General features: G+C 72.2%; 27 protein-coding genes and 1 pseudogene. 11 read left to right on the top strand and 17 right to left on the bottom strand.

All coding sequences use genetic code 11. From position 1 onward, the window contains the following. Positions 1-17 precede the first annotated feature (17 nt). A complete protein-coding gene (locus OHS81_RS13005; RefSeq protein ID WP_328384938.1) occupies positions 18-1,295 on the top strand; it encodes a thymidine phosphorylase in 1,278 nt (425 codons plus the stop codon). 238 nt (positions 1,296-1,533) lie between these two features. Here OHS81_RS13005 and OHS81_RS13000 read toward each other — a convergent pair whose 3' ends face one another. Continuing rightward, positions 1,534-2,100: a TetR/AcrR family transcriptional regulator gene (locus OHS81_RS13000; protein WP_328384937.1), complete on the bottom strand. Its 567-nt coding sequence runs from the start codon at positions 2,098-2,100 to the stop codon at positions 1,534-1,536. Positions 2,101-2,165: 65 nt separating this feature from the next. Between OHS81_RS13000 and OHS81_RS12995 the strand changes: the two genes are divergently transcribed. Both OHS81_RS12995 and OHS81_RS12990 read left to right on the top strand, forming a co-directional pair. Further along, complete coding sequence (locus OHS81_RS12995) at positions 2,166-2,342, top strand: hypothetical protein (RefSeq protein WP_328384936.1); 177 nt, start codon at positions 2,166-2,168, stop codon at positions 2,340-2,342. A 9-nt stretch (positions 2,343-2,351) separates the two neighbouring features. Beyond that, positions 2,352-2,561 (top strand): annotated as a pseudogene (locus OHS81_RS12990) (Uma2 family endonuclease); the annotation flags it as partial. Positions 2,562-2,630: 69 nt separating this feature from the next. Here OHS81_RS12990 and OHS81_RS12985 read toward each other — a convergent pair. Further along, complete coding sequence (locus tag OHS81_RS12985) at positions 2,631-3,947, bottom strand: MFS transporter (protein ID WP_328384935.1); 1,317 nt, start codon at positions 3,945-3,947, stop codon at positions 2,631-2,633. A gap of 62 nt (positions 3,948-4,009) precedes the next feature. On the opposite strand from OHS81_RS12985, the gene OHS81_RS12980 reads away from it, so the two are divergent. Further along, the gene (locus tag OHS81_RS12980; RefSeq protein ID WP_328384934.1) at positions 4,010-5,026 is read left to right on the top strand and encodes a LysR family transcriptional regulator; all 1,017 of its coding nucleotides are present in this window, start codon (positions 4,010-4,012) and stop codon (positions 5,024-5,026) included. A 133-nt stretch (positions 5,027-5,159) separates the two neighbouring features. Here the strand turns inward: OHS81_RS12980 and OHS81_RS12975 are convergent, their stop codons facing one another. Then, on the bottom strand, positions 5,160-5,978 hold the full coding sequence (locus tag OHS81_RS12975) for an alpha/beta hydrolase (protein ID WP_328384933.1): 819 nt from the start codon (positions 5,976-5,978) through the stop codon (positions 5,160-5,162). A 103-nt stretch (positions 5,979-6,081) separates the two neighbouring features. Between OHS81_RS12975 and OHS81_RS12970 the strand changes: the two genes are divergently transcribed. Together OHS81_RS12970 and OHS81_RS12965 are read left to right on the top strand one after the other, a co-directional pair. After that, positions 6,082-7,242 carry an adenosine deaminase gene (locus OHS81_RS12970; RefSeq protein WP_328384932.1) on the top strand — a complete coding sequence of 387 codons (1,161 nt, stop codon included), beginning with the start codon at positions 6,082-6,084 and terminating at the stop codon, positions 7,240-7,242. A gap of 142 nt (positions 7,243-7,384) precedes the next feature. Beyond that, positions 7,385-7,654, top strand: a complete 270-nt coding sequence (locus OHS81_RS12965) for a hypothetical protein (RefSeq protein WP_328384931.1) — start codon at positions 7,385-7,387, stop codon at positions 7,652-7,654. Positions 7,655-7,864: 210 nt separating this feature from the next. Here the strand turns inward: OHS81_RS12965 and OHS81_RS12960 are convergent, their stop codons facing one another. The 5 genes from OHS81_RS12960 to afsQ1 form a co-directional block, all read right to left on the bottom strand. Further along, on the bottom strand, positions 7,865-8,074 hold the full coding sequence (locus OHS81_RS12960) for a PspC domain-containing protein (protein ID WP_030087060.1): 210 nt from the start codon (positions 8,072-8,074) through the stop codon (positions 7,865-7,867). A gap of 45 nt (positions 8,075-8,119) precedes the next feature. After that, positions 8,120-8,674 (bottom strand): VanZ family protein, encoded by a 555-nt coding sequence (locus OHS81_RS12955; protein WP_328384930.1) that lies wholly within the window; start codon positions 8,672-8,674, stop codon positions 8,120-8,122. Between the two features lie 106 nt (positions 8,675-8,780). Further along, a complete protein-coding gene (locus OHS81_RS12950; protein ID WP_328384929.1) occupies positions 8,781-9,443 on the bottom strand; it encodes a hypothetical protein in 663 nt (220 codons plus the stop codon). Continuing rightward, positions 9,440-11,257, bottom strand: a complete 1,818-nt coding sequence (locus OHS81_RS12945) for a HAMP domain-containing sensor histidine kinase (RefSeq protein WP_328384928.1) — start codon at positions 11,255-11,257, stop codon at positions 9,440-9,442. Before OHS81_RS12945 ends, OHS81_RS12950 begins: the two co-directional genes overlap by 4 nt. After that, entirely contained in the window at positions 11,254-11,931 is a 678-nt protein-coding gene (afsQ1, locus tag OHS81_RS12940; protein ID WP_048830120.1) for a two-component system response regulator AfsQ1, read from the bottom strand. Before afsQ1 ends, OHS81_RS12945 begins: the two co-directional genes overlap by 4 nt. 242 nt (positions 11,932-12,173) lie before the next feature. Between afsQ1 and OHS81_RS12935 the strand changes: the two genes are divergently transcribed. Next, positions 12,174-12,977 carry a SigE family RNA polymerase sigma factor gene (locus OHS81_RS12935; protein ID WP_328384927.1) on the top strand — a complete coding sequence of 268 codons (804 nt, stop codon included), beginning with the start codon at positions 12,174-12,176 and terminating at the stop codon, positions 12,975-12,977. Positions 12,978-13,228: 251 nt separating this feature from the next. On the opposite strand, the gene OHS81_RS12930 is transcribed toward OHS81_RS12935, so the two are convergent. Then, positions 13,229-13,903 carry a uridine kinase family protein gene (locus tag OHS81_RS12930; RefSeq protein ID WP_443058694.1) on the bottom strand — a complete coding sequence of 225 codons (675 nt, stop codon included), beginning with the start codon at positions 13,901-13,903 and terminating at the stop codon, positions 13,229-13,231. Positions 13,904-14,059: 156 nt separating this feature from the next. Between OHS81_RS12930 and OHS81_RS12925 the strand changes: the two genes are divergently transcribed. After that, entirely contained in the window at positions 14,060-14,458 is a 399-nt protein-coding gene (locus OHS81_RS12925; RefSeq protein WP_328384926.1) for a hypothetical protein, read from the top strand. Between the two features lie 78 nt (positions 14,459-14,536). On the opposite strand, the gene OHS81_RS12920 is transcribed toward OHS81_RS12925, so the two are convergent. The 4 genes from OHS81_RS12920 to deoC all read right to left on the bottom strand — a co-directional run bounded on the left by OHS81_RS12920 (position 14,537) and on the right by deoC (position 18,292). Continuing rightward, a complete protein-coding gene (locus OHS81_RS12920) occupies positions 14,537-14,839 on the bottom strand; it encodes a hypothetical protein (protein ID WP_328384925.1) in 303 nt (100 codons plus the stop codon). A 132-nt stretch (positions 14,840-14,971) separates the two neighbouring features. After that, positions 14,972-15,838, bottom strand: coding sequence for an aldehyde dehydrogenase family protein (locus OHS81_RS12915; protein WP_328384924.1), 867 nt, complete (start codon positions 15,836-15,838; stop codon positions 14,972-14,974). Further along, positions 15,838-17,289, bottom strand: a complete 1,452-nt coding sequence (locus OHS81_RS12910) for an aldehyde dehydrogenase family protein (RefSeq protein WP_328384923.1) — start codon at positions 17,287-17,289, stop codon at positions 15,838-15,840. The genes OHS81_RS12915 and OHS81_RS12910 overlap by 1 nt, the downstream gene beginning before the upstream one ends. Positions 17,290-17,296: 7 nt before the next feature. Next, positions 17,297-18,292 (bottom strand): deoxyribose-phosphate aldolase, encoded by a 996-nt coding sequence (deoC, locus tag OHS81_RS12905; protein ID WP_328391117.1) that lies wholly within the window; start codon positions 18,290-18,292, stop codon positions 17,297-17,299. Positions 18,293-18,537: 245 nt separating this feature from the next. Here deoC and OHS81_RS12900 point away from each other — a divergent pair, with 245 nt between their 5' ends. Then, on the top strand, positions 18,538-19,173 hold the full coding sequence (locus tag OHS81_RS12900; RefSeq protein ID WP_328384922.1) for a PH domain-containing protein: 636 nt from the start codon (positions 18,538-18,540) through the stop codon (positions 19,171-19,173). Positions 19,174-19,308: 135 nt separating this feature from the next. Here the strand turns inward: OHS81_RS12900 and OHS81_RS12895 are convergent, their stop codons facing one another. The 3 genes from OHS81_RS12895 to OHS81_RS12885 form a co-directional block, all read right to left on the bottom strand. Further along, entirely contained in the window at positions 19,309-21,003 is a 1,695-nt protein-coding gene (locus OHS81_RS12895; protein ID WP_328384921.1) for a phospho-sugar mutase, read from the bottom strand. A 290-nt stretch (positions 21,004-21,293) separates the two neighbouring features. Next, complete coding sequence (locus tag OHS81_RS12890) at positions 21,294-22,115, bottom strand: purine-nucleoside phosphorylase (RefSeq protein ID WP_328384920.1); 822 nt, start codon at positions 22,113-22,115, stop codon at positions 21,294-21,296. A gap of 192 nt (positions 22,116-22,307) precedes the next feature. Continuing rightward, the gene (locus OHS81_RS12885) at positions 22,308-22,745 is read right to left on the bottom strand and encodes a gamma-glutamylcyclotransferase (protein WP_328384919.1); all 438 of its coding nucleotides are present in this window, start codon (positions 22,743-22,745) and stop codon (positions 22,308-22,310) included. A gap of 150 nt (positions 22,746-22,895) precedes the next feature. On the opposite strand from OHS81_RS12885, the gene OHS81_RS12880 reads away from it, so the two are divergent. Both OHS81_RS12880 and OHS81_RS12875 read left to right on the top strand, forming a co-directional pair. Then, positions 22,896-24,341, top strand: coding sequence for an NAD(P)H-quinone dehydrogenase (locus tag OHS81_RS12880; RefSeq protein ID WP_328384918.1), 1,446 nt, complete (start codon positions 22,896-22,898; stop codon positions 24,339-24,341). A gap of 311 nt (positions 24,342-24,652) precedes the next feature. Next, complete coding sequence (locus OHS81_RS12875) at positions 24,653-25,639, top strand: DeoR/GlpR family DNA-binding transcription regulator (RefSeq protein WP_328384917.1); 987 nt, start codon at positions 24,653-24,655, stop codon at positions 25,637-25,639. Between the two features lie 63 nt (positions 25,640-25,702). Here OHS81_RS12875 and OHS81_RS12870 read toward each other — a convergent pair whose 3' ends face one another. Then, complete coding sequence (locus OHS81_RS12870) at positions 25,703-26,263, bottom strand: TetR/AcrR family transcriptional regulator (protein WP_328391115.1); 561 nt, start codon at positions 26,261-26,263, stop codon at positions 25,703-25,705. Positions 26,264-26,514: the final 251 nt, after the last annotated feature.

The following is a 26,514-nucleotide window of genomic DNA, read 5'->3' as shown; positions in this document are numbered from 1 at the left end:
TTCGAAAGGAACCGTCCATGGACGCCATCTCCGTCATCCGTACCAAGCGCGACCGCGGCGAGCTGACCCCCGATCAGATCGACTGGGTCATCGACGCCTACACCCGCGGCGAGGTCGCCCATGAGCAGATGTCGTCCCTCGCGATGGCCATCTTCCTCAACGGAATGAACCGCACGGAGATCGCCCGCTGGACGGCCGCGATGATCGCCTCCGGTGAGCGCATGGACTTCTCCTCGCTGCCCCGCCCCACCGCCGACAAGCACTCCACCGGCGGCGTCGGCGACAAGATCACGCTGCCGCTCGCCCCGCTCGTCGCCGCCTGTGGCGCGGCCGTCCCGCAGCTCTCCGGCCGGGGCCTCGGCCACACCGGCGGCACCCTCGACAAGCTGGAGTCCATCCCCGGCTGGCGCGCGACGCTCTCCAACGACGGGATGCTGGACGTCCTGCGCGACGTCGGCTCCGTCATCTGCGCCGCCGGCGACGGCCTGGCCCCCGCCGACAAGAAGCTCTACGCGCTCCGCGACGTCACCGGCACCGTCGAGTCCATCCCGCTCATTGCCTCCTCGATCATGTCCAAGAAGATCGCCGAGGGCACCGGCTCCCTCGTGCTGGACGTCAAGGTCGGCTCCGGGGCCTTCATGAAGGACCTCGACAACGCCCGTGAACTGGCCTCCACCATGGTCGAGTTGGGCACCGATCACGGCGTGAAGACGGTCGCGCTGCTGACTGACATGGCCACCCCGCTCGGCCTGACCGCCGGCAATGCCCTCGAAGTCCGCGAGTCCGTCGAGGTGCTGGCCGGCGGCGGCCCCCGGGACGTCGTCGAGCTGACCCTCGCCCTCGCCCGCGAAATGCTCGACGCGGCGGGGCTCAAGGACGCCGACCCGGCCAAGGCGCTCGCCGACGGCTCCGCCATGGACCACTGGCGCCGCATGATCAGCGCCCAGGGCGGCGACCCCGACGCGGCCCTCCCCGTGGCCCGCGAACAGCATGTCGTCACCGCCGCCTCCTCCGGCACCCTCACCACCCTCGACGCCTACGCCGTCGGCCTCGCCGCCTGGCGTCTGGGCGCCGGCCGCGCCCGCAAGGAGGACCCGGTCCAGGCAGGCGCGGGCATCGAACTGCACGCCAAGCCGGGCGACACGGTCACCGCCGGCCAGCCCCTGCTGACCCTGCACACCGACACCCCCGAGAAGTTCCCCTACGCCCTGGAGGCCCTGGACGGCGGCGTGCTCGTCGGCCCCGAGGACGCGGCCTTCGCCGCCACGCCGGTGGTGCTGGAGCGCATCGCCTGAGGCGGCCGGGGCGCCCGAGTCCTGCAGGGCCGGGCGTCCCGTCATCCGCCGCCTTGGTCAAGGGCCCGTGGATAGGGGCCTTCCGGGGCCTGCCCGACGGGTCGCGTGCCCCTTCCCGTGACGAGATCGCTCCGGCGATGTGGGGCCCGGCGACCTGTGCGGCAGTCAGTCACTCGCGCTCCGTGTCCGTCGCTGAACCAGCAGGCTCCCCAGAGCGTGCGCGCCTGCCCGCACCCGGTCAGGCGTGCTGCGCCCCGCGCGCCAGCAGGAGCAGGGCGTCGACGAGTTCTTCGGCCGGCGCGCCGGTGGCCAGGCTGCGCAGTTGCAGGCCGAAGACCAGCGCGACGGCGGTGCCCGCCAGCCGCTCGGCGTCGGGTACGCCCAGACCGGTGAGGATCCGGGCCGCCAGCTGGTCGTATGCGGCGAAGCACTGCGCGGCCGCGGTGCGCAACCGCTCGTCGCGGCCGGCCTGGACGTAGAGCTCGAAGGGTGCGATGTACCTGCTGTCGGTCTGCGTGCACCCGGCGACCTGGCCGAACGTGGCGGAGGCCCGGTCGATGTCCATCCCGTCGGTCTCGCACTGGTCGGCGAGCTCGGTGAAGCGCCGGGTCTCCTCCGCGACGAAGTGCAGCAGGCTCTCCCGCAGCATCTCGTGCTGGGTCGTGAAGTGGTAGGTGACCGAGCCGAGGGAGACCCTGGCCTCCTTGGCGATCCGCCGGTTGGTGACCCCGGCGACGCCGTCCTCACCGATGATGCGCAGGACGGCATCGATGATGCTCTGCCGGGTTCCGGAGGGCTTGGACATGACGGTCATTGTGCCACCGGCGATCTCCTCGACGACACGCCCGAGCAGATCGCCGCGCGCTGACCATGAACCTGCGCGCCCCCGTCATGCCGGCCCGTGCGCTCGCGCCCCGGATGGCCGCGGACACCCAGTCCGTGGCCGGGCTTCCCTTGCGCCCTGGAGGGGTGGACGGCGGCGTCCTCGTAGGCCCCGCGGAAGCGGCCTTCCCCGCCACTCCGGTGATGCTGCAACGTATCGCCTGACCTGCGGGTATCGAGAAGCTGAACGGCTATGCCGCGGCGGGCGTCCCCCTGTACCTGCTGCTGGATCCCTGGCACTCCGGAAAGCCGACCGCAACGCTGTACGGGGAGCCGGCAGGCGGTTTGTACCGTGTGCTCGAGACGGTGAAGTACGGCGATGAGATGCACCTCCCGGCGCCCTTCGAGGTCACCATCGACACGGCACTCTTCCCCGCCGGCTGAGCGAGCTGACGACGAAGGGCCCGCCCCACCAGGACAGGTGGTGGGACGGGCCCTTCGGTCTGCGGGGTGTTACGCGGCCTTCTCCAGGTGGAGGAGCCGGCGTTCGGCCACGGCCTTGCGGGTGGCGTAGAGGGTGATCGAGGCGGCGCCGACCATCGCGGCCAGGCCCAGGAGGACGGTGCCCTCCCAGCCGACGGCGTGGAAGGCGGCGGCGCCGAGCGCACCGCCCAGGCTGCTGCCGACGTAGTACGCGCACTGGTACAGCGCCGACGCCTGGGCGCGCGCCGTCTTGGCGGTGCGGCTGACCGAGGACGAGGCGACCGCATGGCCCGCGAAGAAGCCCGCGGTGATCAGGACCAGGCCCGACAGCACCGCGGCGACGGAGTCCGCGAGGGAGAGCAGCAGACCCGTGGAGGTCGTGCCGACGGCCAGGTAGAGGGCGCCGCGGCGGCCCGTCCGGGCGACCAGCTTGCCGGCCGCGGCCGAGGAGACCGTACCGACCAGGTAGATCACGAAGATCGAACCGACGATGCCCTGCGGGAGGTTGAACGGTTCGGCGACCAGGCGGTAGCCGATGACCGTGTAGACCGCGCCGAAGACCGTCATGAACAGCCCGCCGATGGCGTAGAGGCGGCGCAGCAGCGGGTCGGCCAGGTGGCCGCCGAGCGTACGGGCCAGCGCCCGCGGCCCCACCGAACGGGGCGCGAAATGCCGGGCCTTGGGAACCAGCAGCCGGAACGTCACTGCGCACACCACGGCCAGCACACCCACCGCGGCCAGCGCGGCCCGCCAGCCCCACGCCTGGGCGACCCAGCCGGTCACGATCCGGCCGGACATCCCGCCGATGCTGTTGCCCGCCACGAACAGTCCGATGGCCGCCACCAGCGCCTTGGCGCGCACCTCCTCGGCCAGAAAGGCCATCGCCGATGCCGGCAGTCCGGCCAGCGCCACACCCTGGATGCCGCGCAGCGCGATCAGCGCACCGAGCGACGGGGCGAACGGCACCAGCATCGCGATCAGCGCGGCGACCGAGAGGGACACCGTCATCAGCGTGCGCCGGCCGAAGCGCTCGGAGACCGCGCTCAGCGGGATCACTCCGAGCGCCAGGCCGAAGGTGGCCGCGGACACGGTCCAGCTCGCCTGGTCCGGGCTGACCCGGAGGTCGGCGGAGATCGCGGGCAGCAGCGCCTGCGTGGAGTAGAGGAGGGCGAAGGTCGCCACTCCGGCGGCGAAGAGGGCAAAGCTCATCCGGTGGTAGCCGGGGCCGCCCGGCCGCAGCTTGTCCGACTCGGGGTCGGGGGCGGCGGAAGGAGAAGTGTCAGTGGACGACGGGGGAGAGGCGGCCGCACGGTCGGTGACGGACGCCCCGGTATCAGCGGGAGGCATGCTTCGAAGGTAGGCCGCCGCGTTTCATGCGTCCAATGCATAGAAACGCCATAATCGATGCTGTGACACATGATCCCAGCTCGCAAGGGCCGCTGTTGCAAGGTCGCAACAGAAAAGATGTTGCCGGAGCGCCGCGGGCCGGTGCGGAGGCGGGGGAGGCGGCCGAGCTCGGGGGCGATTCCTGGGCCGTGGTCCTCGCCCCGCGGCTCGCCCAGTTCACCGCCGTCGCCCGGCACGAACACGTCACCCGCGCCGCGCTGGAGCTCGGCATGCCGCAGCCGACGCTCAGCCGCGCCCTCGTCCGCCTGGAGGACGACCTCGGCGTCGCCCTCTTCGCCCGCCATGGCCGCAACCTCTCCCTCACCCCGGCCGGCCGGGCCTTTCTCGCCGCCACCGAGCGCGCGTTGACGGATCTGGAGCGGGCAACGGAGTCCGTACGGGCCGATGTCGACCCCGCCGCCGGGAAGGTGGCCTTCGGCTTTCTGCACACCCTCGGCCCGGAGACCGTGCCCGGCCTGATCCGCAGCTTCCGTGCCGACCACCCGCGCGTCCGCTTCCAGCTCGTCCAGAACTACGGCGAGGCCATGATCGAGCGGATGCGCGCCGGCGACCTCGATCTGTGCCTGACCTCGCCGGTCCCGGACTACCCGGACCTGGTCGCCCGCCGGCTCGACGAGCAGAAGCTGCGCCTGGTCGTCCCGGACGATCATGCGCTGGCCCGCCGGAAGCGGGTCCGGCTCGCCGAGGCCTCCGGCGAGCTGTTCGTCACCCTCGAACCCGGCTACGGGCTGCGCCGGATCACCGACGCACTGTGCGCCGAGGCGGGCTTCACCCCGCGGATCGCCTTTGAGGGCGAGGAGGCCGAGACGCTGCGCGGCCTGGTCGCGGCCGGCCTCGGCGTGGCACTGCTGCCGCCGCCTGCCGTACCGCGCCCCGGAGTCGCCGAGCTGACGGTGACGGCCCCACGCGCGGTCCGCGAGATCGGCGTCGCCTGGCTGGACGGCCACCCCGACACCCCGCCGGTCGCCGAATTCAAGAAGTTCCTGCTGAGCCGACGGGGGAGGCTGCTGCCCAGGTGAGGGGAACCGCTCCGCAGCAGCACTGCGTTCAGCCGGTGCTTCGGTGTTTCAGTGCTTACTCCCTTACTTCCTCCTTGCCTCGCTCCCTCTCCCTCGGTGCCGTGGGCTCGCAGTTCCTCGGTGCCTCGCTGCCTCAGTGCCGCAGCGATACCCCGAAGCCCGCGGCCAGGGGCATGCGCAGGCCCAGCGGCGGCGGTGCGGCCAGGGCGTCCTTCACGGGGCGGGCGTAGTCGCGGGCGAAGAGGGAGCCGAGCATGAAATCGGCCGCCAGGGAGAGGACTTCGGCGCGGTGCTGGTGCAGGGAGTGGCCGTCGGAGTGCACCTCGAAACGGCAGGTGTCGCGGTTGACCTTCTTGGCGCGCTCGGCGTAGCGGTAGGACAGATCGGGGTCGGTGCGTTCGTCGTTGGTGCCGTGGACCAGTAGGACCTGCCGGCCGATGAGCTGTTTCACCGGATCGGGCCGCTCGTTGCTCTGGCCGGGGTCGGGCAGCCAAGGAGCCAGTGCCAGTACGGAGTTGACGGCGGGGTGACCCGCGGCGTGCAGGGCGGCGCGGGCGCCCATGCCCGTGCCGACGAGGCAGACCGGGACGTCGCCGTAGCGGCGGACCACCTCGTCCAGGGCCCAGGCGGCATCCCGTGCCGGGTGGGCGTCGGGCCCGTTCCAGCCGCTGCAGCGGTAGCGCACGACATGGGCCGTCAGGCCCTCGGGGCGCCCCGCCTTCGCCAGCCGGGCAGCCAGTGGGCGCACCGCCAGCGCCGCCACCGGCGACGGACGCCGCACCCCGGTCGGTCCGCCTCCGGGCAGTAAAAGAGCGACCCCGCTCACCTCCCGGCCGGTGCCCCGACCGCCGCCACCACGCCACCGGAACGCCTCGCGCGCCCCTTCCTTGCCGGCCGTTCCCAGCGGTTTTCCCAGCCGGGCCTCGCGCACCGGCAGTGCTTGCTGAGCCATGTGCAGAACGATGGCAGAAGGAAGCGTGCCCGCCACCCCGTGGACGGGTCACTGTTACGTATCGTTCGGCGAGATCTACGCGCGTAGGGGCTAGAGTGCCGAGATGACGAGCGAGACCACCACACTCCCGACCAGTGAACAGATCCGCCGTGCCCCCAAGGTGCTGCTCCACGACCACCTCGACGGCGGGCTCCGGCCGGCCACGATCGTCGACCTGGCCCGTGAGAACGGCTACGAGGGCCTGCCCGAGACCGACCCGGAGAAGCTCGGGGTCTGGTTCCGCGAGGCCGCCGACTCCGGTTCGCTCGAGCGCTACCTGGAGACCTTCGCGCACACCTGCGCCGTCATGCAGACCCGTGACGCACTGGCCCGGGTGGCCGCCGAGTGCGCCGAGGACCTTGCCGCGGACGGTGTGGTCTATGCCGAGGTCAGGTACGCGCCCGAGCAGCACCTCGAACAGGGGCTGACCCTCGAAGAGGTCGTCGAGGCGGTCAACGAGGGCTTCCGCGAGGGCGAGCGGCGGGCCCGCGAGAACGGCCACCGCATCCGCGTCGGTGCCCTGCTCACCGCGATGCGGCACGCCGCCCGCGCCCTGGAGATCGCCGAACTCGCCAACCGCTACCGGGACACCGGCGTCGTCGGCTTCGACATCGCGGGCGCGGAGGCCGGCTACCCGCCCACCCGCCACCTCGACGCGTTCGAGTACCTCAAGCGGGAGAACAACCACTTCACCATCCACGCCGGTGAGGCCTTCGGTCTGCCGTCCATCTGGCAGGCCCTGCAGTGGTGCGGCGCCGACCGCCTCGGCCACGGTGTCCGGATCATCGACGACATCGAGGTCGCCGACGACGGCTCGGTCAAGCTCGGCCGGCTCGCCTCGTATGTACGGGACAAGCGCATCCCGCTGGAGATGTGCCCGAGCTCCAACCTGCAGACCGGGGCCGCCCCCTCCTACGCGGAGCACCCCATCGGCCTGCTGCGCCGACTGCAGTTCCGGCTCACGGTCAACACCGACAACCGCCTGATGAGCGGCACGAACATGTCCCGGGAATTCGAGCACCTGGTCAAGACCTTCCGATACACGCTCGATGACATGCAGTGGTTTACAGTCAATGCGATGAAATCAGCGTTCATTCCTTTCGATGAACGTCTGGGCATGATCAATGACGTCATCAAGCCCGGTTACGCGGAATTGCGGGCCGAATGGCTGTTCCGTCCCCAGGACTCAACTGCCCCTGTGAGCAGTACTTCTGACTCTGCGTGAGTGGGTAGCGCGAGCTTATAGCGCAACGGCCGGTGGAATGTCCACCGGCCGTTTTTTCCTTTGTCGTGGCTGTTTGCGGCGCCGGTTGCCGCATCACTAGGTTGATTGGCCGGTCAAGCCCCCATCACGAGGACGTAATTCGATGAAGCAGGGAACCATCAAGACTCTCGGTACCGTCGCGCTCGGTGCCGCCTTCGCCGTCACCGCCGCGGGCGTCGCCAGCGCCGCCCCGGCGATCGGCACCTCCGACACCACCGGGGTGCTGAAGAGCCTGCCGGTGAAGGACGCCACCAAGACCGTCTCCGGTCTCACCAAGGCCAAGCCGGCCGGCAAGAACGTCAAGACCAAGATGAACTCCCAGGGCAACAAGCTGCTGGGCGGCCTGCAGCCCGGCAGCCTCCTCGGCGGCTGACGCCGGACGCGGCCCGTCCCCCCGGGGGCGGGTACCGCGCCGTGCCCCGGCCGTACGCCCTGGTGCGTACGGCCGGGGCGTCGTCATGTGCGGCCGGGGGCGCCGTGATGTGTCGCCGGGGCACTGTGATGTGCGGCCGCGGGACCCGGTCGCGGGGCGGTGCATCGGGTCAGCGGTGCACGCCGGGCGGCCGCGGGCCGGAGGGGTGGGTCACCAGGCGGCGGCGCCGGTGGCCTTCTCCTCCGAGGGGAGGAGTATCCACAGCGCCAGGTAGAGCAGGAACTGCGGGCCGGGAAGCAGACACGACACCACGAAGAGCACGCGCATCGTTGTCGGGGTCGTACCGAAGCGACGGGCCAGGCCCGCGCACACTCCGGCGATCATTCGGTTGTTGCGGGGGCGGACCAGTGCGGCGGCCATGAGGACGGCTCCTTTTCGACTCTGTGGGGCGTTCGCCCCGATGTCTCAAAGGTAGGTCCGGCTGCCGGAGAGAGCATCAGCCTTCGGGGCCAGTCCGACCCTGGGGATTGTCGGGGTTGCCTCCCCGAGGTGCCCGTACCGGCGGCGCAGCCGGCAGCGCGCCCCGGGCACGACCGCCAGGTGCACCACGGCCACCCCGAGGGTGCCCAGCAGCACCGAGTCGATGTCCGGGACCCGTCCGGGCACCCCTGACTGCAGCAGCTCGATGGCCAGCGCGATCATCGCTCCGGCGAAGGCGGTTCGGGTCAGGGACACCAGTGGCGAAACGTTCAGGCGGCCAGCGGAGAGCGGCAGCAGCACCCCCAGGGGCGCCAGCAGCAGCACCGAGGCGCCCAGATGCTGGACGACTTCCCACGACCAGCCGCGCGCCAGCTCGGCCCGGATCGTGGCCAGCGGTTCGAGGTTCGCGGCAGGCACCCACGGCACCGTGCGGGGACGCAATGTCAGCCAGGCGACGGTCAGCAGATGCGCCACGAGGAGGAGAAGTCCGGTGACGCGCATACGGGGAGCGGCGGTGGCGCCGGGGCCATGGGGCTGCACACAGGCCAGGACGCCGGGAGTGGGGGCTGCGGTTCCGCCCAGTTGCGCCCGTCTTGAGCCGCCCCGTCGCCCGTCTTGAGCCGCCCCGTCGGCCCTGCCGGCAGCCTCAGCCCTGCTGTGGCGCCCCGCCTTCCGCCTCTTCCGACAAGGGGTCGCCCCACCCGGCGTTCTCCGCGATGTCCGGGTTGGCCAGCACGTCCGCGGAGCAGTCGTAACGGTGCGCCGTATCGTCGCCCGGCCCGCCCAGCACGGCGGCATGGGTGCGGCCCAGCGCCGGGCTCGCGCCGTAGGTGCACACCAGCTGCGCCAGCGCGAACGACGGCAGGTCGTCCGGCCGGATGCTCAGCCGCAGCGCATCCGCCGGGTCGCCGTCGCGCGGCCCCGTGACCTTGACGTCCCGGGGCAGCGCGCTGCTGAAGCCGGCCTTCTCCTCGTCGGCCGACGGCTCGCGCTGCAGCTCGTGCAGCAGTGCACGGGCGGTCGGCAGCCGCGGGTCGTCGGCCTTGGACGGGGGCACCGCCCGCTCGACCTGCGCCAGCGCCGAGCCGCACACCAGATACACGATCGCCTGCGAGCCCGGGTCCGCGTCCGTGTCCGTGCCGGCCGAGGCCGAGGGCGCCGGGCTCGCCGGGGCCTTGCAGCTCACCCGTGACGGCGCCCCGCCCGCGTCGACCGGTACGGACGTGCCCCGGATCCCGCAGCCCGCGGCCGCGAGCGTGAGCGCCACCACGGCGGCGGTGCGCCGTCCGGTCCGCCTGTCCGGCCTCATCGCCCGCCCTCCGTGTCCTCGTCGTCGGCAGTGCCGTCGTTCTGCCGGTCGCCGTCCGCCAGAGGGGAGGCGTCCATCGGCAGCCGCAGGGTGAAGACCGCGCCGCCCTCGGGGAGGTTGGCCGCGGTGATCTCTCCGCCGTGGATATGCGCGTTCTCCAGCGCGATCGACAGGCCCAGACCGCTGCCCTCCGACCGCGGCCGGGATGCGCTCGCCTTGTAGAAGCGGTCGAAGACGTGCGGGAGGACTTCCTCCGGGATGCCGGGGCCGTGATCCCGCACGCGGATCACCAGCTTCCCGCTCCCGGGCCGCCCCTCGCCCGATGCCCTTCCGGACCGCTCCGTTCCGCCGCCCTCGACACCGGCTGCCGGCCCACCGGCCGCATCGGCCTCGGCCGCACCCCCTGAACCGTCTGAACCGCCCGCACCACCCGGGCCGCCACCGGCGGAGACGGCCGTGCTGCCCGTCCGGCCCCCGCCGTCGCTCGCCGGGCCTTCCGTGCTGACCGAGACCCGCACCGGCGAGCCACCGTGCTTGAGGGCGTTGCCGATCAGATTCGCCAGGATCACATCGAGCCGCCGCGGGTCCAGCCGGGCCACGATGCCGCGGTCCGCGTCCAGCTCGACCGCGTCCAGCCAGGCCCGTGCGTCGATACAGGCGGTCACCTGGTCCGCGACATCGACATCGTCCAGCACGAGACGGGCCGTGCCCGCGTCGAAGCGGGTGACCTCCATCAGGTTCTCCACGAGGTCGTTGAGCCGCCGGGTCTCGCTGACCACCAGCTGCACGGCCGGCGCGATCATCGGATCGAGGGAGTCGGCCTCCTCCTCCAGCACCTCGCTGACGGCGGTGATCGCGGTCAGCGGCGTCCGCAGCTCGTGCGACATATCGGCGACGAACCGCCGGGACGCCGCCTCACGCCCGCTCAGCTCCTCGACCCGGTGCTCCAGACGCTCGGCCGTACGGTTGAACGTCCGGGAGAGGTCGGCGAGTTCATCCGTGCCGGTCACCCGCAGCCGGGTGTCCAGCCGCCCCTCGCCGAGCTGCCGCGCGGCATGCCCCAGCCGCTGTACGGGCCGCAGCACCGTCGTCGCCGCGGCCTGCGCCAGCAGGGCCGACCCGACCAGCGCGAGCGCCGTGGCGATACCCAGCGACCAGGCCAGTGAGGTGAGGTCCTGCCGCTCGGCGGCCAGGGACTTCATCATGTAGCCGGTGGGCCCGCCGCCGATCACCTTCGCTCCGGCGACGAGGTAGGGCGTGTCCTCGACCTGCTTGCGCTGCCAGTAGAGGTGGTGCGCGTACCGGTTGGACTCGTCGACCGGACGCACCTCGTTGACCGCGCTGCGCAGCTGCACGGGCACGTTCTTGAGCGTCAGCAGGTCCTTGTCCGTGGTGGCCGCGCAGTCCTTGCCCTCACGGTCCACGCCTATCAGCAGCACCGCGTAGTTCTGCGGCCCCGCCGCCATCTGCCGGGCGGCATCCTGGAGTTCGGCGCACCGCGGGTGCAGCGGCAGCGACCGCGTATTGTCCTCCAGCGCCTTGCGGAAGTCCTTGAGGACGGCGTTCTGCGTGCGGTCCAGAACGGTGTTGCGGTTGAGCCAGTACGCGATGCCCGAAGCGGAGACCGCGGCGGTCAACGCCACCAGCGCGAAGACCACGACCAGCCGCAGCCGCAGACTGGTCCAGCGCAGCAGCCCCGAGGGGCGGCCCAGCATCCGCAGCACCCCCCGGCCGGCCGGGGGCGCACCGGCACCGCCGGCCCCGTCGCCCGCACCGTCCTCCGTCGTCGCACCGCCCGTGGAACGCCTGCTCACTGCGGCGAGTCCAGCCGGTAGCCGACGCCGCGGACCGTACGGATCAGGGTCGGGGAGGAGGGGACGTCCTCCACCTTCGCCCGCAGCCGCTGCACACACGCGTCCACCAGGCGCGAGTCGCCGAGGTAGTCGTGTTCCCACACCAGCCGCAACAACTGCTGCCGGGACAGCGCCTGGCCGGGCCGGCGGCTCAGCTCCAGCAGCAACCGCAGCTCGGTCGGCGTCAGTTGCAGGTCCTCGCCGTTCTTGGTCACCGTCATCGCCGACCGGTCGATCATCAGCGAGCCGAACGTCGCGGAGTCACTGGACTCGCGCTCGCCACGGCGCAGTACGGCCCGGATCCGGGCGTCCAGCACCCTTCCCTGCACCGGTTTGACGACATAGTCGTCGGCGCCGGACTCCAGGCCCACCACGACATCGATATCGTCGTTACGCGCGGTGAGCAGGATGATGGGCAGCTGGTCCGTACGCCTGATCCGCCGGCACACCTCGAAACCGTCGATGCCCGGCAGCATCACATCCAGCACGATCAGGTCCGGGCGCTGCTCGCGCAGCAGTTTCAGGCCGTCCTCGCCCGTCGCCGCGGTCACCACACGGTGACCCTGGCGCGACAGCGAGAGTTCGAGGGCCGTGCGGATGGCGTCGTCGTCCTCGATCAGCAACAGGAAAGGCACGTCAGCCATTCTGGCCCATGGGACGCCGGGAGATCGACCAGTGGCGCTCTCGTACACAAGGCCCGCACCCGTGCGGCGTCCGCGACGCGCCGCACCGGCCCCTGTGACAGGCCTGTGACAGTCGGCGGACAACGCGATGAAACTGGGTTGGCAGTCTTTGGGGCATCGGGAGAGATCAACACCCGGACAGCACGAAGAACCGAACGAACCGAACGAGCTGGCTCTACGACGGGGGGCGCGAGATGAACACACTGCACGGCACCACTACCAGCGCAGTTATCACGCGGCTCCATGACGTCGTCAGGACCGGCGAGAAGTCCGGTGCCGGACGGGTGTGCACCCGCAGCATCGGGCGCCAGCGGCCGCCGTACATGGTGGCCATCGACGCCACGACGGTCACGCCGGGCGTGGCCGACGGGGGAAACCGGGGGCACGGGGGTAACGCCGCCCACGGGGGAGACAACGGGGGAGCGGGGTACAGGGAGGACACGGGGGAACGGCGTTCCGCGTCGGAGACGGCCGAGGCCGAAGCGGCCTTCACCGCCTACGTCCAGGAGCGCCGCGCCTCCCTGTACGCCACCGCCTACCACCTGACCGGCGACCGCTACGAGGCCGAGGACCTGCTGCAGAGCGCGCTGTTCTCGACCTACCGGGCGTGGGACCGGATCAGCGACAAGGCGGCGCTCGGCGGCTATCTGCGCCGCACCATGACGAATCTGCACATCAGCGCCTGGCGCCGGCGCAAGCTCAACGAGTATCCGACCGAGGAGCTGCCGGAGACGGCGGCCGACGTGGACGCGATGCGCGGCACCGAGCTGCGCGCCGTGCTGTGGCAGGCGCTGGTCCGGCTGCCCGAGACGCAGCGCACGATGCTGGTGCTGCGCTACTACGAGGGCCGTACGGACCCGGAGATCGCGGACATTCTCGACATCAGTGTCGGCACGGTGAAGTCGAGCATCTGGCGCGCCCTGCGCCGGCTGCGCGAGGACGAGGTCCTCAGCTTCGGCCGTGACGAGGAAGAGTCCTTCGGCGAGCTGGTGGCCTGAGGACCGGGGGAGCCCGAGGGGGATCGGGGGATCCGGGGGGAACGCCCGAGGGGGTAAAGGGGATACGGGGGAAACCGGCAGGTACGGAGTAGATCCGAACAGGCCGGGCGTATCGGGGGAATGCAGGGGATACGGGGGAAAGTACGGGGGAAGAGGAAGCGGGTTCGGGCGGCCGGGGGGTCTGTCCGAGCCCGCTTCTTCGTGTGCGCGGGCCCGCCCCCGGTGCGGGCCCGGCGGCGACCGGCCTCGCCCTATGCGTCCACCACGTCCGCCGCCCGCGCCGCCGCTATGCGGGCCAGGGCCTCCGGCCTGGCGCAGGGGTGCGCGCCCAGCGCGGTGTGCCGGGCGACGACGGACCGCTCGTTGCGCAGCAGGCGCAGGCCCCGGCGGACGAGGTACGGGGCCGACTTGCGGCCCTCGCGCAGATCCCGCGCCAGCCGGCGGCGGAAGGTGGTGGTGGGGCGGCCGCGCAGGCACAGCGCGTCGGCCAGCAGCCCCGCCGCACGGCAGTCCGCGATGACATCGGCGGCGAAAATGCCCTCCGCGATGAACAACGGGGCGCCGCCGAGGTCGAGTCCCGACGCGCCGACCCGGGCGCTGGCCGCGATGTCGTAGACCGGAACGTCGGTGTGCCCCGAACGGCACAGTGCGCCGATGGCCGCGACCGCGGCGGCGGCGTCCCAGGACAGCGGCGCGTCCCAGTCGGCGCCGCCGCCGTCGGGCAGTTGCGGCAGCGTCGGGTCCGTCCCCTCCTTGTAGAAGTCGTCGAGGCGGAGGACGGGCAGTCCGCTGCGTGCGGCCAGGGACGTCTTGCCGGAGCCCGAGGGGCCGGTCAGCAGAATGACCCGGGTGCGGGTGCCTCCCTGCTCGAACAGGGTCGAGAGCGCGGGGGAGGGCGGCGGCTGGGTGCGGGAGTGGGAGCTCACGGGCACCCATTGTCGCGTATGGGGCCGTGTGGGGTACCCCTGGCGCGCGAGGTGGATTGACCCGCCCGCCTCAACTACTCTACGGAGTCAATCGATTACTCGACTGTTCTTGCTCGCGCAGCGCTTCGATCCCTCCGAATCCCCAGGCAGGTGCCCATGCCCTCCCATGCACGTCTCAAGTCCAGCCGCATTCCGCGTACGTTGCTGCGGGCGGGGCTGGTGATCTCCGCGGCCGGTGCCGCGATCGCGGCGGGCGGTGCGGCAACGGCGTCCGCCGCGCCCGCGGCCGCGGAACGCCCCTCCGACACCGGCGCCACCGCCTCGGCGCTGAGCGGCGCACTGCTGAACTCCGCGGCCGGCCTCGGCACGATCAAGAATCTCCCGGTGAATCCGCTGGCCAACACCCCCGTCGACCCGCTGGCCAACGCCGTCAGCACCCAGATCGCCGACTTCAAGCCGGTGAGCACGACGCTGCTGACCGGCGCCCTCTCGAACGGCGGCGCGGTCAAGGACCTGCCGCTGGTGGGGCCGTTGACGAAGGTGCTGCCGGGCTGAGGGGCGGCACGGGCGGCGGGCGCTGCCGGTCGCGCCCGCCGCCGGGCCGGTCGCGTTCTCCGTCGTGCCGGTCCCGGGTCAGCGCCCGTGGAAGGCCGTGACCATCGCCTGCATGTCCTCCTGGAACGAACAACACAGCGCCAGCCACGAGCCGTCGACGAAAACCAGATCGAAGCGGCCACGGGGGAACGTCGTACGCGGCCTGGGCCGCAGCTCCGCGATGTTCGAGAGCTGTACCTGGGCGGCGACTTCCAGCTCGGGCTCGCGCTCCCGCCACCCGGTGGCCTGGTCCGTCAGCACGAACAGCCGCTGGTCGGTGAGCGCCTGGTGCCGGGGCGAGCCACCCGCGTTGGTGACCTGGACGAGGAACCGGCCGGCCATGCTGGTCCAGCTAGTAATTAAAGATGCGGACAGCAGTGTGGGGCCCCGCACAAAAGCGGGGCCCCACAAGGACATGGGTGACGGTGCGCCGTAAGACCGCCGGAACGGGCCCGGAGCAGCCCCCGAGCAGGCCTAAACGCCCATCGGGTGCCACACCGTCTTCGTCTCCAGGAAGCTCAGCAGGCGGCCGGTGCCGGGGTCGGCGGTCCAGTTCACCGTGCCCGGGCGGAGCACCCGCTTGAGGTTGTCGGCCGCGGCCTTCTCCAGCTCCGTCGCCAGCTCGTCGTCGGCGCCCGCGAGATCGAGGGCGTTGACGTCCTGGTGAGCGGCGAGCGGAGCGCCCAGCTCCGCCGTACGGCCCGAGAGGATGTTGACCACACCGCCCGGGAGATCGGACGTGGCGAGCACCTCCGCCAGCGAGAGCGCGGGCAGCGGGGCGCCCTCGGCGGCCGCCACGACCACCGTGTTGCCGGTGACGATCGCCGGGGCGATCACCGAGACCAGGCCGAGGAAGGACGAGTCCTGGGGGGCCAGGACCGCGACCACACCGGTCGGCTCGGGGGAGGAGAGGTTGAAGTACGGACCGGCGACCGGGTTGGCGCCGCCGGCGATCTGGGCGACCTTGTCGGACCAGCCCGCGTACCAGACCCAGCGGTCGATCGCGGCGTCCACCTGTGCCGTGGCCTTCGCCTTGGACAGGCCCTCGGCGGCGGCCACCTCGGCAATGAACTGGTCGCGGCGGCCCTCCAGCATCTCGGCGACGCGGTAGAGGATCTGCCCGCGGTTGTAGGCCGTGGCGCCCGACCAGCCGCCGAACGCCTTGCGGGCGGCGACCACCGCGTCCCGGGCGTCCTTACGGGAGGCCAGCGGCGCGTTGGCGAGCCATGCGCCCTTGGAGTCGGTCACCTCGTACACCCGCCCGCTCTCGGACCGGGGGAACTTGCCCCCGATGTACAGCTTGTAGGTCTTGAGCACACTCAAGCGGTCAACAGTGTTCATCAGCGCGCGCCCTCCGGGCTCGACGGGGCGAGGTACGCCTCCAGACCGTGCCGGCCGCCCTCGCGGCCGTAGCCCGACTCCTTGTAGCCGCCGAAGGGCGAGGCCGGGTCGAACTTGTTGAACGTGTTGGACCAGACGATGCCCGCACGCAGCTTGTTCGCCATCCACAGCATCCGCGAGCCCTTCTCCGTCCAGATGCCGGCGGAGAGCCCGTACGGGGTGTTGTTGGCCTTCTCCACGGCTTCCGCGGGGGTACGGAAGGTCAGCACGGACAGCACCGGGCCGAAGATCTCCTCGCGGGCGATGCGGTGCGCCTGGGTGACGCCGGTGAACAGCGTCGGGGCGAACCAGTAGCCGGAGGAAGGAAGTGCGCAGGACGGCGACCAGCGCTCGGCGCCCTCGGCCTCGCCCGCGTCGGCCAGCGCGGTGATCCGGGCCAGCTGCTCGGCGGAGTTGATGGCGCCGATGTCGGTGTTCTTGTCGAGCGGGTCGCCCACGCGCAGGGTCTGCATCCGGCGCTTGAGGGCGTCCAGCAGCTCGTCGGCCACCGACTCCTGGACCAGCAGGCGCGAGCCCGCGCAGCAGACGTGGCCCTGGTTGAAGAAGATGCCGTTGACGATGCCCTCGACGGCCTGGTCGAGCGGTGCGTCGTCGAAGACGATGTTCGCCGCCTTGCCGCCCAGTTCGAGGGTGACCTTCTTGTCGGTGCCGGCGACCGTACGGGCGATGGCCTTGCCGACCTCGGTGGAGCCGGTGAAGGCGACCTTGTTGATGTCGGGGTGCCCGACCAGCGAGGCGCCCGTGGAGCCGTCGCCGGTGAGGATGTTGACGACGCCCTTGGGCAGGCCCGCCTGGCGGCAGATGTCCGCGAAGAACAGGGCGGACAGCGGGGTCGTCTCGGCGGGCTTGAGGACCACGGTGTTGCCGGTCGCCAGCGCCGGGGCGATCTTCCACGCGAGCATGAGGAGGGGGAAGTTCCAGGGGATGACCTGGCCGGCGACGCCCAGGGGGCGCGGGTTCGCGCCGTACCCCGCGTGGTCGAGCTTGTCGGCCCAGCCCGCGTAGTAGAAGAAGTGCGCGGCGACCAGCGGCAGGTCGGCGTCCCGGGACTCGCGGATCGGCTTGCCGTTGTCCAGCGACTCCAGCACGGCCAGCTCGCGCGAGCGCTCCTGGAGGATCCGGGCGATCCGGAAGAGGTACTTGGCCCGCTCGGCGCCGGGCAGCGCGGACCACTTCTCGAAGGCCTTGCGGGCGGCCTTCACGGCGCGGTCGACGTCCTCGGCGCTCGCCTGGGCGACCTCGGAGAGGACTTCCTCGGACGACGGGGAGACGGTCTTGAAGACCTTGCCGTCACAGGCCGGGGCGAACTCGCCGTCGATGAACAGGCCGTAGGACGGCGCGATGTCGACGACCGCGCGGGACTCGGGTGCGGGTGCGTAATCGAAGGTCATGGGAGCCTCAGTCCACCGTGACGTAGTCGGGGCCGGAGTAGCGGCCGGTGCTGAGCTTCTGGCGCTGCATCAGCAGGTCGTTGAGGAGGCTGGAGGCACCGAAGCGGAACCAGTCGGCGGTCAGCCAGGGCTCGCCGAGGGTTTCGTTGACCATGACCAGGTACTTGACCGCGTCCTTGGTCGTCCGGATGCCGCCGGCCGGCTTCACCCCGACCTGGACGCCGGTCGTGGCGTGGAAGTCACGGACCGCCTCCAGCATCAGGAGGGTGACCGGCGGGGTGGCGTTGACGGCGACCTTGCCGGTGGAGGTCTTGATGAAGTCGGCGCCCGCGAGCATCGCCAGCCAGGAGACCCGGCGGACGTTGTCGTACGTCTGGAGCTCGCCGGTCTCGAAGATGACCTTGAGGTGCGCGGCGCTGCCATCGGGCCGGGCGCACGCCTCCTTGACGGCCTTGATCTCCTCGAAGACGTCCATGTAGCGGCCGGAGAGGAAGGCGCCCCGGTCGATCACCATGTCGATCTCGTCGGCGCCGGCCGCGACCGCGTCACGGGTGTCGGCGAGCTTGACCGGCAGCGCGGCGCGGCCGGCCGGGAAGGCGGTGGCGACGGACGCGACGTGGACGCCGGAGTCGCCGAGCGCTTCCTTGGCCGTGGCGACCATGTCCGGGTAGACGCAGATCGCCGCGACGCGGGGGGCGGTGCGGTCCGTGGGGTCCGGGTGGACGCCCTTGGCGCACAGCGCCCGGACCTTGCCCGGGGTGTCCGCGCCTTCGAGGGTCGTCAGGTCGATCATCGAGATGGCGAGATCGATGGCGTACGCCTTCGCCGTCGTCTTGATCGAGCGGGTGCCGAGGGTGGCGGCGCGGGCTTCGAGGCCGACCGCGTCGACGCCGGGGAGGCCGTGGAGGAAGCGGCGCAGCGCACCGTCGTCGGCGGTCACGTCCGCCATTGACGCCAGCCGCCCCGCGGCTTCCTTGCCGTATGCGGGAACAGTGATGGGCATGGTCACGAGGTGAGCATATCTACGCGCGTAGCGCCATGTCATCCCCTTCGGCTGTCCGAATCCGGCCGGGCGGGGCCGGGGGAGACCGGGCGGGGCCGGGGGAGAGCGGAAGCCGGCGGCCCCGCCTGCCCGGTCACCGGCGCCGGACGCGGCCGTACCCGGGGCCCAGGGAGCTCCCGGCCCCGTGCGTGAATGATGCCGTAACGCAATGTCCGGCATCCGGACGGTCAGGCAGAATCGGCGGCATGACGAGCCAGGACCGGTCCTCCCCGCCCCAGCAGCAGTACGCGGAGCGCAGCTACCGCTCGCCCGCGGCCCTCGCGGGCGGCGTACTCCTCCTCCTGCTCGGCGGCTGGCTCGGCGGCGACGCGCTGCTGCGGGGCGCTGCGCACACCAAGCTCATGGCGGTCTTCGCGCTGCTCCTCGGTGTGCCGCTGGTGGTCGCCTACACCCTGCGGCCGCTGGTGCGGGCGGGCGATGACCGGCTGACGGTGCGCAATCCGTTCCGTACGGTCACGCTGCCGTGGGGCGCGGTGGAGACGCTGCGCGCGGCGTTCTCGACCGAGGCGGTCAGCAGCTCCGGCACGACGTACCAGCTGTGGGCGATCCCGGTCTCGCTGCGGCAGCGCAAGAAGGCCGGCCGGCAGGCGCGGCGGGGCGCCACGCCCGGCCCCCGGTTCGGACCGCAGGCCGATGCCGGCGACGGTGGCCCGGTGCCGCTCGCGATGGCCGACCAGGCCCTCGCGGAGCTCCGCGAGGTCCAGGAGCGCGCCGCGGGCCGCGAGAGCGCCCAGGGCGAGCCGGTGGTGCGCTGGGCGTACGCGGTCATCGCGCCGATCGTGGTGGGCGCGGCCGGGCTGGCCGTGATGGCGGCGCTGTAGGGGCGGCGCGCCGTCGCCCCGCCCCTCGGCAACCCTGAGAAAACTCCGGAAGGCCCCCCGGAAAACCCCGGGAGGCCCCCGGAAAACCCCGGGAGCCTCCCGGAACCCCCTGAGAGAGCCCTCCCGGAAAACCCCTCAGATTCCGGCCGCCGCCGCCATGTCCCGCTTGAGGGACGCCAGCGCCGCGGCGGCCTTCGTCCGGGCCTCGGGCAGCGCCTCGGGAGAGGCCACCGGCACCACGACCTCCAGGTAGCACTTGAGCTTGGGCTCGGTGCCGCTGGGACGGACCACCACACGGGCGGCCTCGACACCGGCCTGTGGCGAGCCGGACAGGTAGTAGCGCAGACCGTCGGTCGGCGGCAGCGTCTCCGTACCCCGGTTGAGGTCGTCGGCCCGGGTCACGGCCAGGCCCGCGAGCGCGGTGGGCGGCTGCGCGCGCAGCGTGCCCATGGCATCGGCGATCAGCGACAGGTCCTCCACGCGGACCGAGAGCTGGTCGGTGGCGTGCAGCCCGAATTCCAGCGCCAGGTCGTCGAGCAGGTCGGTGAGGGTGCGCCCGGCCTGCTTGAGTTCCGCGGCCAGCTCGGTGATCAGCAGCGCGGCGGTGATGCCGTCCTTGTCGCGCACGCCCTCCGGGTCGACGCAGTAGCCAAGGGCCTCCTCGAAGGCGTACCGCAGGCCGTCCACCCGCGCCAGCCACTTGAAGCCGGTCAGCGTCTCCTCGTACGGGAGCGACGAGGCGGCCGCGATACGGGACATCAGCTGGGAGGAGACGATGGTCGTCGCGAAGGTGCCGGACGCGCGCTTGCTCACCAGATGGGCGGCGAGCAGCGCGCCGACCTCGTCGCCGCGCAGCATCCGCCAGCCGTCCGGCGCAGCGGGGTCGGGGACGGCGACGGCGCAGCGGTCCGCGTCGGGGTCGTTGGCGATCACGATGTCGGCGTCCGCGGCCCGGTCGCGGGCGGTGGCGAACGCGAGGTCCATCGCGCCCGGCTCCTCCGGGTTGGGGAAGGCGACCGTCGGGAAGTCCGGGTCCGGCTCGGCCTGTTCCGCAACGACCACCGGGGCCGGGAACCCGGCCCGGGCGAAGGCGGCGACCAGGGTGTCCCGGCCGACGCCGTGCATCGGGGTGTAGACGACCTTGGTGTCCCGGGGGGAGCCGGGCGTCAGCACCGCGTCCGTACGCGCCAGATAGGCGTTCAGGACCGCCTCGTCGAGGGTTTCCCAGCCGGCCTCGGGGCGCGGTACGCCGGCCAGGCGCCCGACCGCGGCGATCCGGTCGGCGATCTCGCCGTCCGCGGGCGGCACGATCTGCGAACCGTCGCCCAGGTAGACCTTGTAGCCGTTGTCGCGCGGCGGGTTGTGGCTGGCGGTGACCTCGACACCGGCCACCGCGCCCAGATGCCTTATCGCGAAGGCCAGGACCGGGGTGGGCAGCGGGCGCGGCAGCACCGCGGCGCGCAGGCCCGCGCCGACCATCACGGCCGCCGTGTCGCGGGCGAAGTCGGCGCTCTTGTGGCGGGCGTCGTAGCCGATGACGACCAGCCCGGCGCCGTCACCCTGCGCCGTGAGGTACGCGGCGAGACCGGCCGCCGCCCGGATGACCACGGAGCGGTTCATCCGCATCGGGCCCGCGCCCAGCTCCCCGCGCAGCCCGGCGGTGCCGAACTGGAGGGTGCCGGCGAACCGCGCGGCCAGCTCGGCCGCGATCCGGTCGTCGCCGGCGGCGGCCTCGACGAGCTTGGACAGCTCCTCGCGGGTCTCCGGGTCGGGGTCCTCGGCCAGCCATGCCTGGGCCCGGTTGATCAGCTCCGCGGGATCGGTAGCCACGTGATGCTCCTGACGGTGAATACGGGTGGGGGCGCGCTGGGGCAGCTGCCGGGGGAGGACCCCGCCCGGCTCGTCACGCATACCCGCCCAGCGCATGAGGGGAGCCGCAGAACCGGCCAATGCCGCTGGGATGGCAGCGTGCGGGGGACGGCGGCGGCGCACGGCGGGGCGGGCCGGCCGCCCGGCCGGTGCGGTGGTGACGGCGGCGGGGCGGCCCGGCGGGTGTCGCGCACCCGCCGCGGCCGTCGCCCGCCATCGTCCTGGGGCCGGCGCCGGAGAGCCGGGGCGCCTCAGAGCTTGCCGAGCACCTGGGCGAGCAGGCTGCCCATCCGGGTCGCGGAGTCGCGGCCGGCCTGCAGCACCTCTTCGTGGTTGAGCGGTTCGCCCGTCATGCCGGCGGCGAGGTTCGTCACCAGCGACAGGCCGAGCACCTCGGCACCGGCCTCACGTGCCGCGATGGCCTCCAGGACCGTGGACATCCCGACCAGGTCGGCGCCCAGCGTCCGGATCATCTTGATCTCGGCCGGGGTCTCGTAGTGCGGGCCGGGGAACTGGGCGTAGACGCCCTCCTCCAGGCTCGGGTCGACCTCCTTGCACAGCGCGCGCAGCCGCGGCGAGTACAGGTCCGTCAGGTCGACGAAGTTCGCGCCGGCGATCGGGGAGGTGGCGGTCAGGTTGAGGTGGTCGCTGATGAGGACCGGCTGGCCGGGGCGCATGCCGTCGCGCAGACCGCCGCACCCGTTGGTGAGCACGATGGTCTTGCAGCCGGCCGCGGCGGCGGTACGGACGCCGTGCGCGACCGCGGCGACACCACGGCCCTCGTAGTAGTGCGTACGGCCCAGGAAGACCAGCGCCCGCTTCTCGCCGACCCGGTACGAGCGGATCGTGCCGCCGTGTCCGGCGACGGCCGGCGGCGGGAAGCCGGGCAGCTCGGTGACGGGGAATTCGTGCTCGGGCGCGCCCAGGGCCTCGGCGGCCGGCGCCCAGCCGGAGCCCATCACCAGGGCGACGTCATGGGTCTCGGCGCCGGTCAGCCGGCGCAGACGGGCGGCGGCGTCGGCGGCGGCGCCCTGCGGGTCACGGTCGATGTCCGGGGTAACAGATGCGTTCACGCGGACGAGGGTAGCCGGTAATCCCCTACGCGCGTAGATGTCTCTGCTCACGGTCCTGGGATCGTCGTCTTGTGGGTTTTGCCGAACATGTCGTCCCGGGCGCGTCGCGACACCCGTACGGCGGTGCGTCCCGGGGTGCGCCCGGCGCGCGTCCGGTGGTGCGCCCGGCGGTGTGCCCGTCGCGGCCGCCCGTCAGCAGGGCCGCTTGCGCAGCTCCATCACATAGTCGTGCGGTGCGCCCGCCGACTCCGCGGCATCCGCGATCTCGCCCAGATAGCGGGCGGACGGCAGACCGCCCTCATAGCCGTTGAGGACGTAGAGCCATGCGGCCTCGTCGCCGTCGAGGGTGTGCACCCGCACCCGCATCCGGCGGTAGATGTCCATGCCGACGCCCTCCCAGCGGTCCATGGACTCCTCGTCCATGGGCGCGATGTCGTAGAGGGCGACGAAGACCTGCGAGACGGGGGCCTCGACGATCGTCGCCAGTGCGCCCTCCCAGCCCATCTGCTCGCCGCCGAAGGTCAGCCGCCAGCCGTTGAGCCAGCCCGTGCCGCGCAGCGGCGAGTGCGGTGCGCGGCGGGACATCAGCCGCGCGTCGAGGTTGCCGGCGTACGCGGCGTAGAGCGACATGGTTCCGAGGGTACGGGAGGATGCCCGCCGGGCTCGTGGTGGCGGAGGTTCGCACAAGAGGCCTGGCCGGGCGCGCCCCGGTTGCCCGTGGAGGGCCGCGAAGGACACAGCCCGCCCCCGGGGGAGAGCCGCGCACGGGTGTGCGGGACAATGGAGTACGTGACTCGGATCGTGATCATCGGTGGCGGACCCGGCGGATACGAAGCGGCCCTGGTGGCCGCCTCTCTCGGCGCGGAGGTGACCGTCGTCGACTGCGACGGTCTGGGCGGGGCGTCGGTGCTGACCGACTGCGTGCCGTCGAAGACTCTTATCGCCACGGCCGAGGTGATGACCACCTTCGATTCGTCGTATGAAGAACTCGGCATCATCGTCGAGGACGACACCCCGTACAACGACCGGCCCGCCCGGGTCGTCGGCGTCGACCTCGGCAAGGTCAACCGACGGGTCAAGCGCCTCGCGCTCGCCCAGTCGCACGACATCACCGCGTCCGTCACCCGGGCCGGCGGCCGGGTCATGCGCGGCCGCGGCCGGCTGGAGCCGGGCCAGGCGCCGGACGGCTCCCGCAAGGTGACGGTCACCGCCGCCGACGGCACGACCGAGGGCCTGATCGCGGACGCGGTGCTGATCGCCACCGGCGCGCACCCCCGCGAGATCCCCGACGCGCTCCCCGACGGCGAGCGGATCCTGAACTGGACGCAGGTCTACGACCTCGACGAGCTGCCCGAAGAGCTGATCGTGGTCGGCTCCGGTGTCACCGGTGCCGAGTTCGCCGGCGCCTACCAGGCGCTCGGCTCCCGCGTCACCCTCGTCTCCTCCCGTGACCGCGTGCTGCCGGGCGAGGACCCGGACGCGGCCGCCGTCCTGGAGGACGTCTTCCGCCGCCGCGGCATGAACGTCATGTCGCGCTCCCGGGCCCAGTCCGCCAAACGGGTCGGCGACCGCGTCGAGGTCACCCTGGCCGACGGCCGCACGATCTCCGGTACGCACTGCCTGATGGCGGTCGGCTCCATCCCCAACACCGAGGGCATCGGCCTGGAAGCGGCCGGCGTCAAGCTCAAGGAGTCCGGCCACGTCTGGACCGACAAGGTCTCCCGCACCACCGCCCCCGGCGTGTACGCGGCCGGCGACTGCACCGGCATCTTCGCGCTGGCGTCCGTCGCCGCGATGCAGGGCCGGATCGCGATGTACCACTTCCTCGGCGACGCGGTCACGCCGCTGAACCTCAAGACCGTCTCCGCGAACGTCTTCACCGACCCGGAGATCGCCACCGTCGGCTACTCCCAGGCCGACGTGGACAGCGGCAAGATCGACGCCCGGGTCGTGAAGCTCCCGCTGCTGCGCAACCCGCGCGCCAAGATGCAGGGCATCCGCGACGGCTTCGTGAAGCTGATCTGCCGCCCCGGCACCGGCATCGTCGTCGGCGGTGTGGTCGTCTCCCCGCGCGCCAGTGAGCTGATCCACCCCATCTCGATCGCGGTCGACAACAATCTGACCGTCGAGCAGATCGCCAACACGTTCACGGTCTACCCGTCACTGTCCGGTTCGCTCGCCGAGGTCGCCCGCCAGCTGCACAGCCGCAAGACGGCCGGCGAATAGACCGGCAAGGGGCGACCGGGGCGATAAACGGACGGCAGCGGTCGGGCGATTGAAATGTTTGTGCCACCGCTGAGCACTGCGGATGAAACGTCCCGGCAGCGGCCGGGGAGCGGTCCGGCCCGCCGGACCGTCGCCGCAGGGGCCCCGCACGGCGGCTGACCAGGCGCCAAGCGGGTCCCGCCGCGCGGCTGTTCGGCATCCGCACGACATATGCACACCGCATACCACGTCACGCTCCGCGGTGCGCAGAACTTCCGTTAATTGGTGCAACCTGCTGAAAACAGACGGTCGTTGGCGTTACTGTCAGTTTCGTGTTCGCTGCAGAACGTCGCCAATTGATCCTTGAAATGGTGCGCGCCAATGGAGCCGTATCGCTCCGGGAGCTCGCCCGCGTCGTCCAGACCTCCGAAGTAACCGTACGGCGGGACGTGCGGGCGCTGGAGGCAGAAGGGCTGCTCGACCGCCGCCACGGCGGTGCGGTCCTGCCGGGAGGCTTTACTCGCGAATCCGGATTCCCACAGAAATCCCATCTAGCGACCGCGGAGAAGACGGCCATCGCCGATCTCGCGGCCGGCTTCGTCGAAGAGGGCGAGGCCATCGTCGTCGGCGCCGGAACGACCACCCAGGAGCTGGCCCGCCGGCTCGCCCGGGTCCCCGGTCTGACCGTCGTCACCAACTCCCTGCTGGTCGCCCAGGCGTTGGCCCATGCCAACCGCGTCGAGGTCGTGATGACCGGCGGCACCCTGCGCGGCTCCAACTATGCGCTGGTCGGCAGTGGTGCCGAGCAGTCCCTCCAGGGCCTGCGGGTGTCCCGCGCCTTCCTGTCGGGCAGTGGTCTGACCGCCGAGCGCGGCCTGTCCACCTCCAACATGCTCTCCGCCAGCGTCGACCGGGCGCTGGTGCAGGCGGCGGGGGAGGTGGTGGTGCTCGCCGACCACACCAAGCTGGGGTCCGACACGATGTTCCAGACCGTGCCGACGGATGTGATCACGCGGCTCGTCACGGACGAGCCGCCGGGCCACGACGACCGCGCCGCCACGGAGCTGCAGGCGCTGGCCGACCAGGGCGTGCAGATCGCCGTCGCCGGCGGCCCGGCCGCGGGCCGCGGTCCGGGGCAGCCCGGGATGGAGGGGGGTGCCGGGGACCGAAGAGGCCCCCGGCGGGACGTCCCGCTGCCGGGCCAGCGGCGCAGCCATGCGCCGGGCGGCGGGGGCGGCGGACCACAGCTCCGCTCGGCCGCACCCCTGTCCGAGGCCTCGGGCGGCCGGGTCGCCGACCTGGCCCCGCGACGGCGCTGACCCCAGGAGCCGGAGGCGCGCCGCCCGGGCGCGCCGCCCCGGCTCGGGGGCGTCGTCACCCCCCTACGGCTTCCGCGCGCCGCCCTTCAGCCCGCTCAGGGTGAGGGTCAGCAGCCGGTCGGCGAGCTGGGGGTCGTCCGGGGATTCCTCCACGGCCAGCGAGATGCCGTTGGTCAGCTGCATCAGATCGCTGATGCTGACATCGGCGCGTACGGCCCCGGCCCGCTGGGCGCGGGTCAGCAGCGCGTCGCCGGCCTCCCGCATCGGCACGCTGCACCGCGCCATCCCCGAACTGTCATCCGCCGATGCCGTCATCAGCGCGCGGGACAGCCCGCGGTAGGTACTGGCGTGGGTGATGATCGCGCGCAGCCATTCGACCAGCGCGGCGCACGGCTGCGGCGCGTCCGCGAGCTCTCTGGCGTGCGCCAGCAGGGCGTCCACCTCGCCCTGGAAGACCGCGCCCATCAGGGCGGTCCGGTTCGGGAAGTGCCGGTAGAGGGTGCCGATGCCGACGCCGGCGCGGCGCGCGATGTCCTCCAGCGAGGTGTCCGTGCCGTGCTCGGTGAAGGCCGTACGGGCCTCGGTCAGCAGCCGCTCGTAATTGCGGCGCGCATCGGCCCGCATGGGACGCACGTCCGCTGTCCGCGCCGGCCCGCCCACCACCGGACCCCGCGCCGACTGCCGCTGCCCTGCCGTCTCGGTCCCCATCGCCGTCCTCCCTCGACCGGGCCGGTCGCGGCCCGGTGGGTCCAGGATGCCATTGCGCGCTCGGAGGGTGTCTCGGTGCGGTGTGCACGTGAGGTGGCGGAGCGGCCCGAGCGCTCCTTGAACCGGCCTGCCCGCCCGGCAGGTAACCGGGCGGCGGACCGGGCATG

This window comes from Streptomyces sp. NBC_00400 (assembly GCF_036048035.1).
Classification (GTDB): Bacteria; Actinomycetota; Actinomycetes; order Streptomycetales; family Streptomycetaceae; genus Streptomyces.
The sequence above is the reverse complement of the archived record's forward strand: the minus strand, read 5'-3'. Positions and strand labels throughout refer to the sequence as shown.

Coding starts and splice junctions, on each gene's coding strand:
- OHS81_RS13005 (WP_328384938.1), top strand. CDS start 18: ATGGACGCCATCTCCGTCATCCGTACCAAGCGCGACCGCGGCGAGCTG.
- OHS81_RS13000 (WP_328384937.1), bottom strand. CDS start 2,100: ATGTCCAAGCCCTCCGGAACCCGGCAGAGCATCATCGATGCCGTCCTG.
- OHS81_RS12995 (WP_328384936.1), top strand. CDS start 2,166: ATGAACCTGCGCGCCCCCGTCATGCCGGCCCGTGCGCTCGCGCCCCGG.
- OHS81_RS12985 (WP_328384935.1), bottom strand. CDS start 3,947: ATGCCTCCCGCTGATACCGGGGCGTCCGTCACCGACCGTGCGGCCGCC.
- OHS81_RS12975 (WP_328384933.1), bottom strand. CDS start 5,978: ATGGCTCAGCAAGCACTGCCGGTGCGCGAGGCCCGGCTGGGAAAACCG.
- OHS81_RS12970 (WP_328384932.1), top strand. CDS start 6,082: ATGACGAGCGAGACCACCACACTCCCGACCAGTGAACAGATCCGCCGT.
- OHS81_RS12965 (WP_328384931.1), top strand. CDS start 7,385: ATGAAGCAGGGAACCATCAAGACTCTCGGTACCGTCGCGCTCGGTGCC.
- OHS81_RS12960 (WP_030087060.1), bottom strand. CDS start 8,074: ATGGCCGCCGCACTGGTCCGCCCCCGCAACAACCGAATGATCGCCGGA.
- OHS81_RS12950 (WP_328384929.1), bottom strand. CDS start 9,443: ATGAGGCCGGACAGGCGGACCGGACGGCGCACCGCCGCCGTGGTGGCG.
- OHS81_RS12935 (WP_328384927.1), top strand. CDS start 12,174: ATGAACACACTGCACGGCACCACTACCAGCGCAGTTATCACGCGGCTC.
- OHS81_RS12925 (WP_328384926.1), top strand. CDS start 14,060: ATGCCCTCCCATGCACGTCTCAAGTCCAGCCGCATTCCGCGTACGTTG.
- OHS81_RS12920 (WP_328384925.1), bottom strand. CDS start 14,839: ATGGCCGGCCGGTTCCTCGTCCAGGTCACCAACGCGGGTGGCTCGCCC.
- OHS81_RS12915 (WP_328384924.1), bottom strand. CDS start 15,838: ATGAACACTGTTGACCGCTTGAGTGTGCTCAAGACCTACAAGCTGTAC.
- OHS81_RS12910 (WP_328384923.1), bottom strand. CDS start 17,289: ATGACCTTCGATTACGCACCCGCACCCGAGTCCCGCGCGGTCGTCGAC.
- deoC (WP_328391117.1), bottom strand. CDS start 18,292: ATGCCCATCACTGTTCCCGCATACGGCAAGGAAGCCGCGGGGCGGCTG.
- OHS81_RS12900 (WP_328384922.1), top strand. CDS start 18,538: ATGACGAGCCAGGACCGGTCCTCCCCGCCCCAGCAGCAGTACGCGGAG.
- OHS81_RS12885 (WP_328384919.1), bottom strand. CDS start 22,745: ATGTCGCTCTACGCCGCGTACGCCGGCAACCTCGACGCGCGGCTGATG.
- OHS81_RS12880 (WP_328384918.1), top strand. CDS start 22,896: ATGGAGTACGTGACTCGGATCGTGATCATCGGTGGCGGACCCGGCGGA.
- OHS81_RS12870 (WP_328391115.1), bottom strand. CDS start 26,263: ATGCGGGCCGATGCGCGCCGCAATTACGAGCGGCTGCTGACCGAGGCC.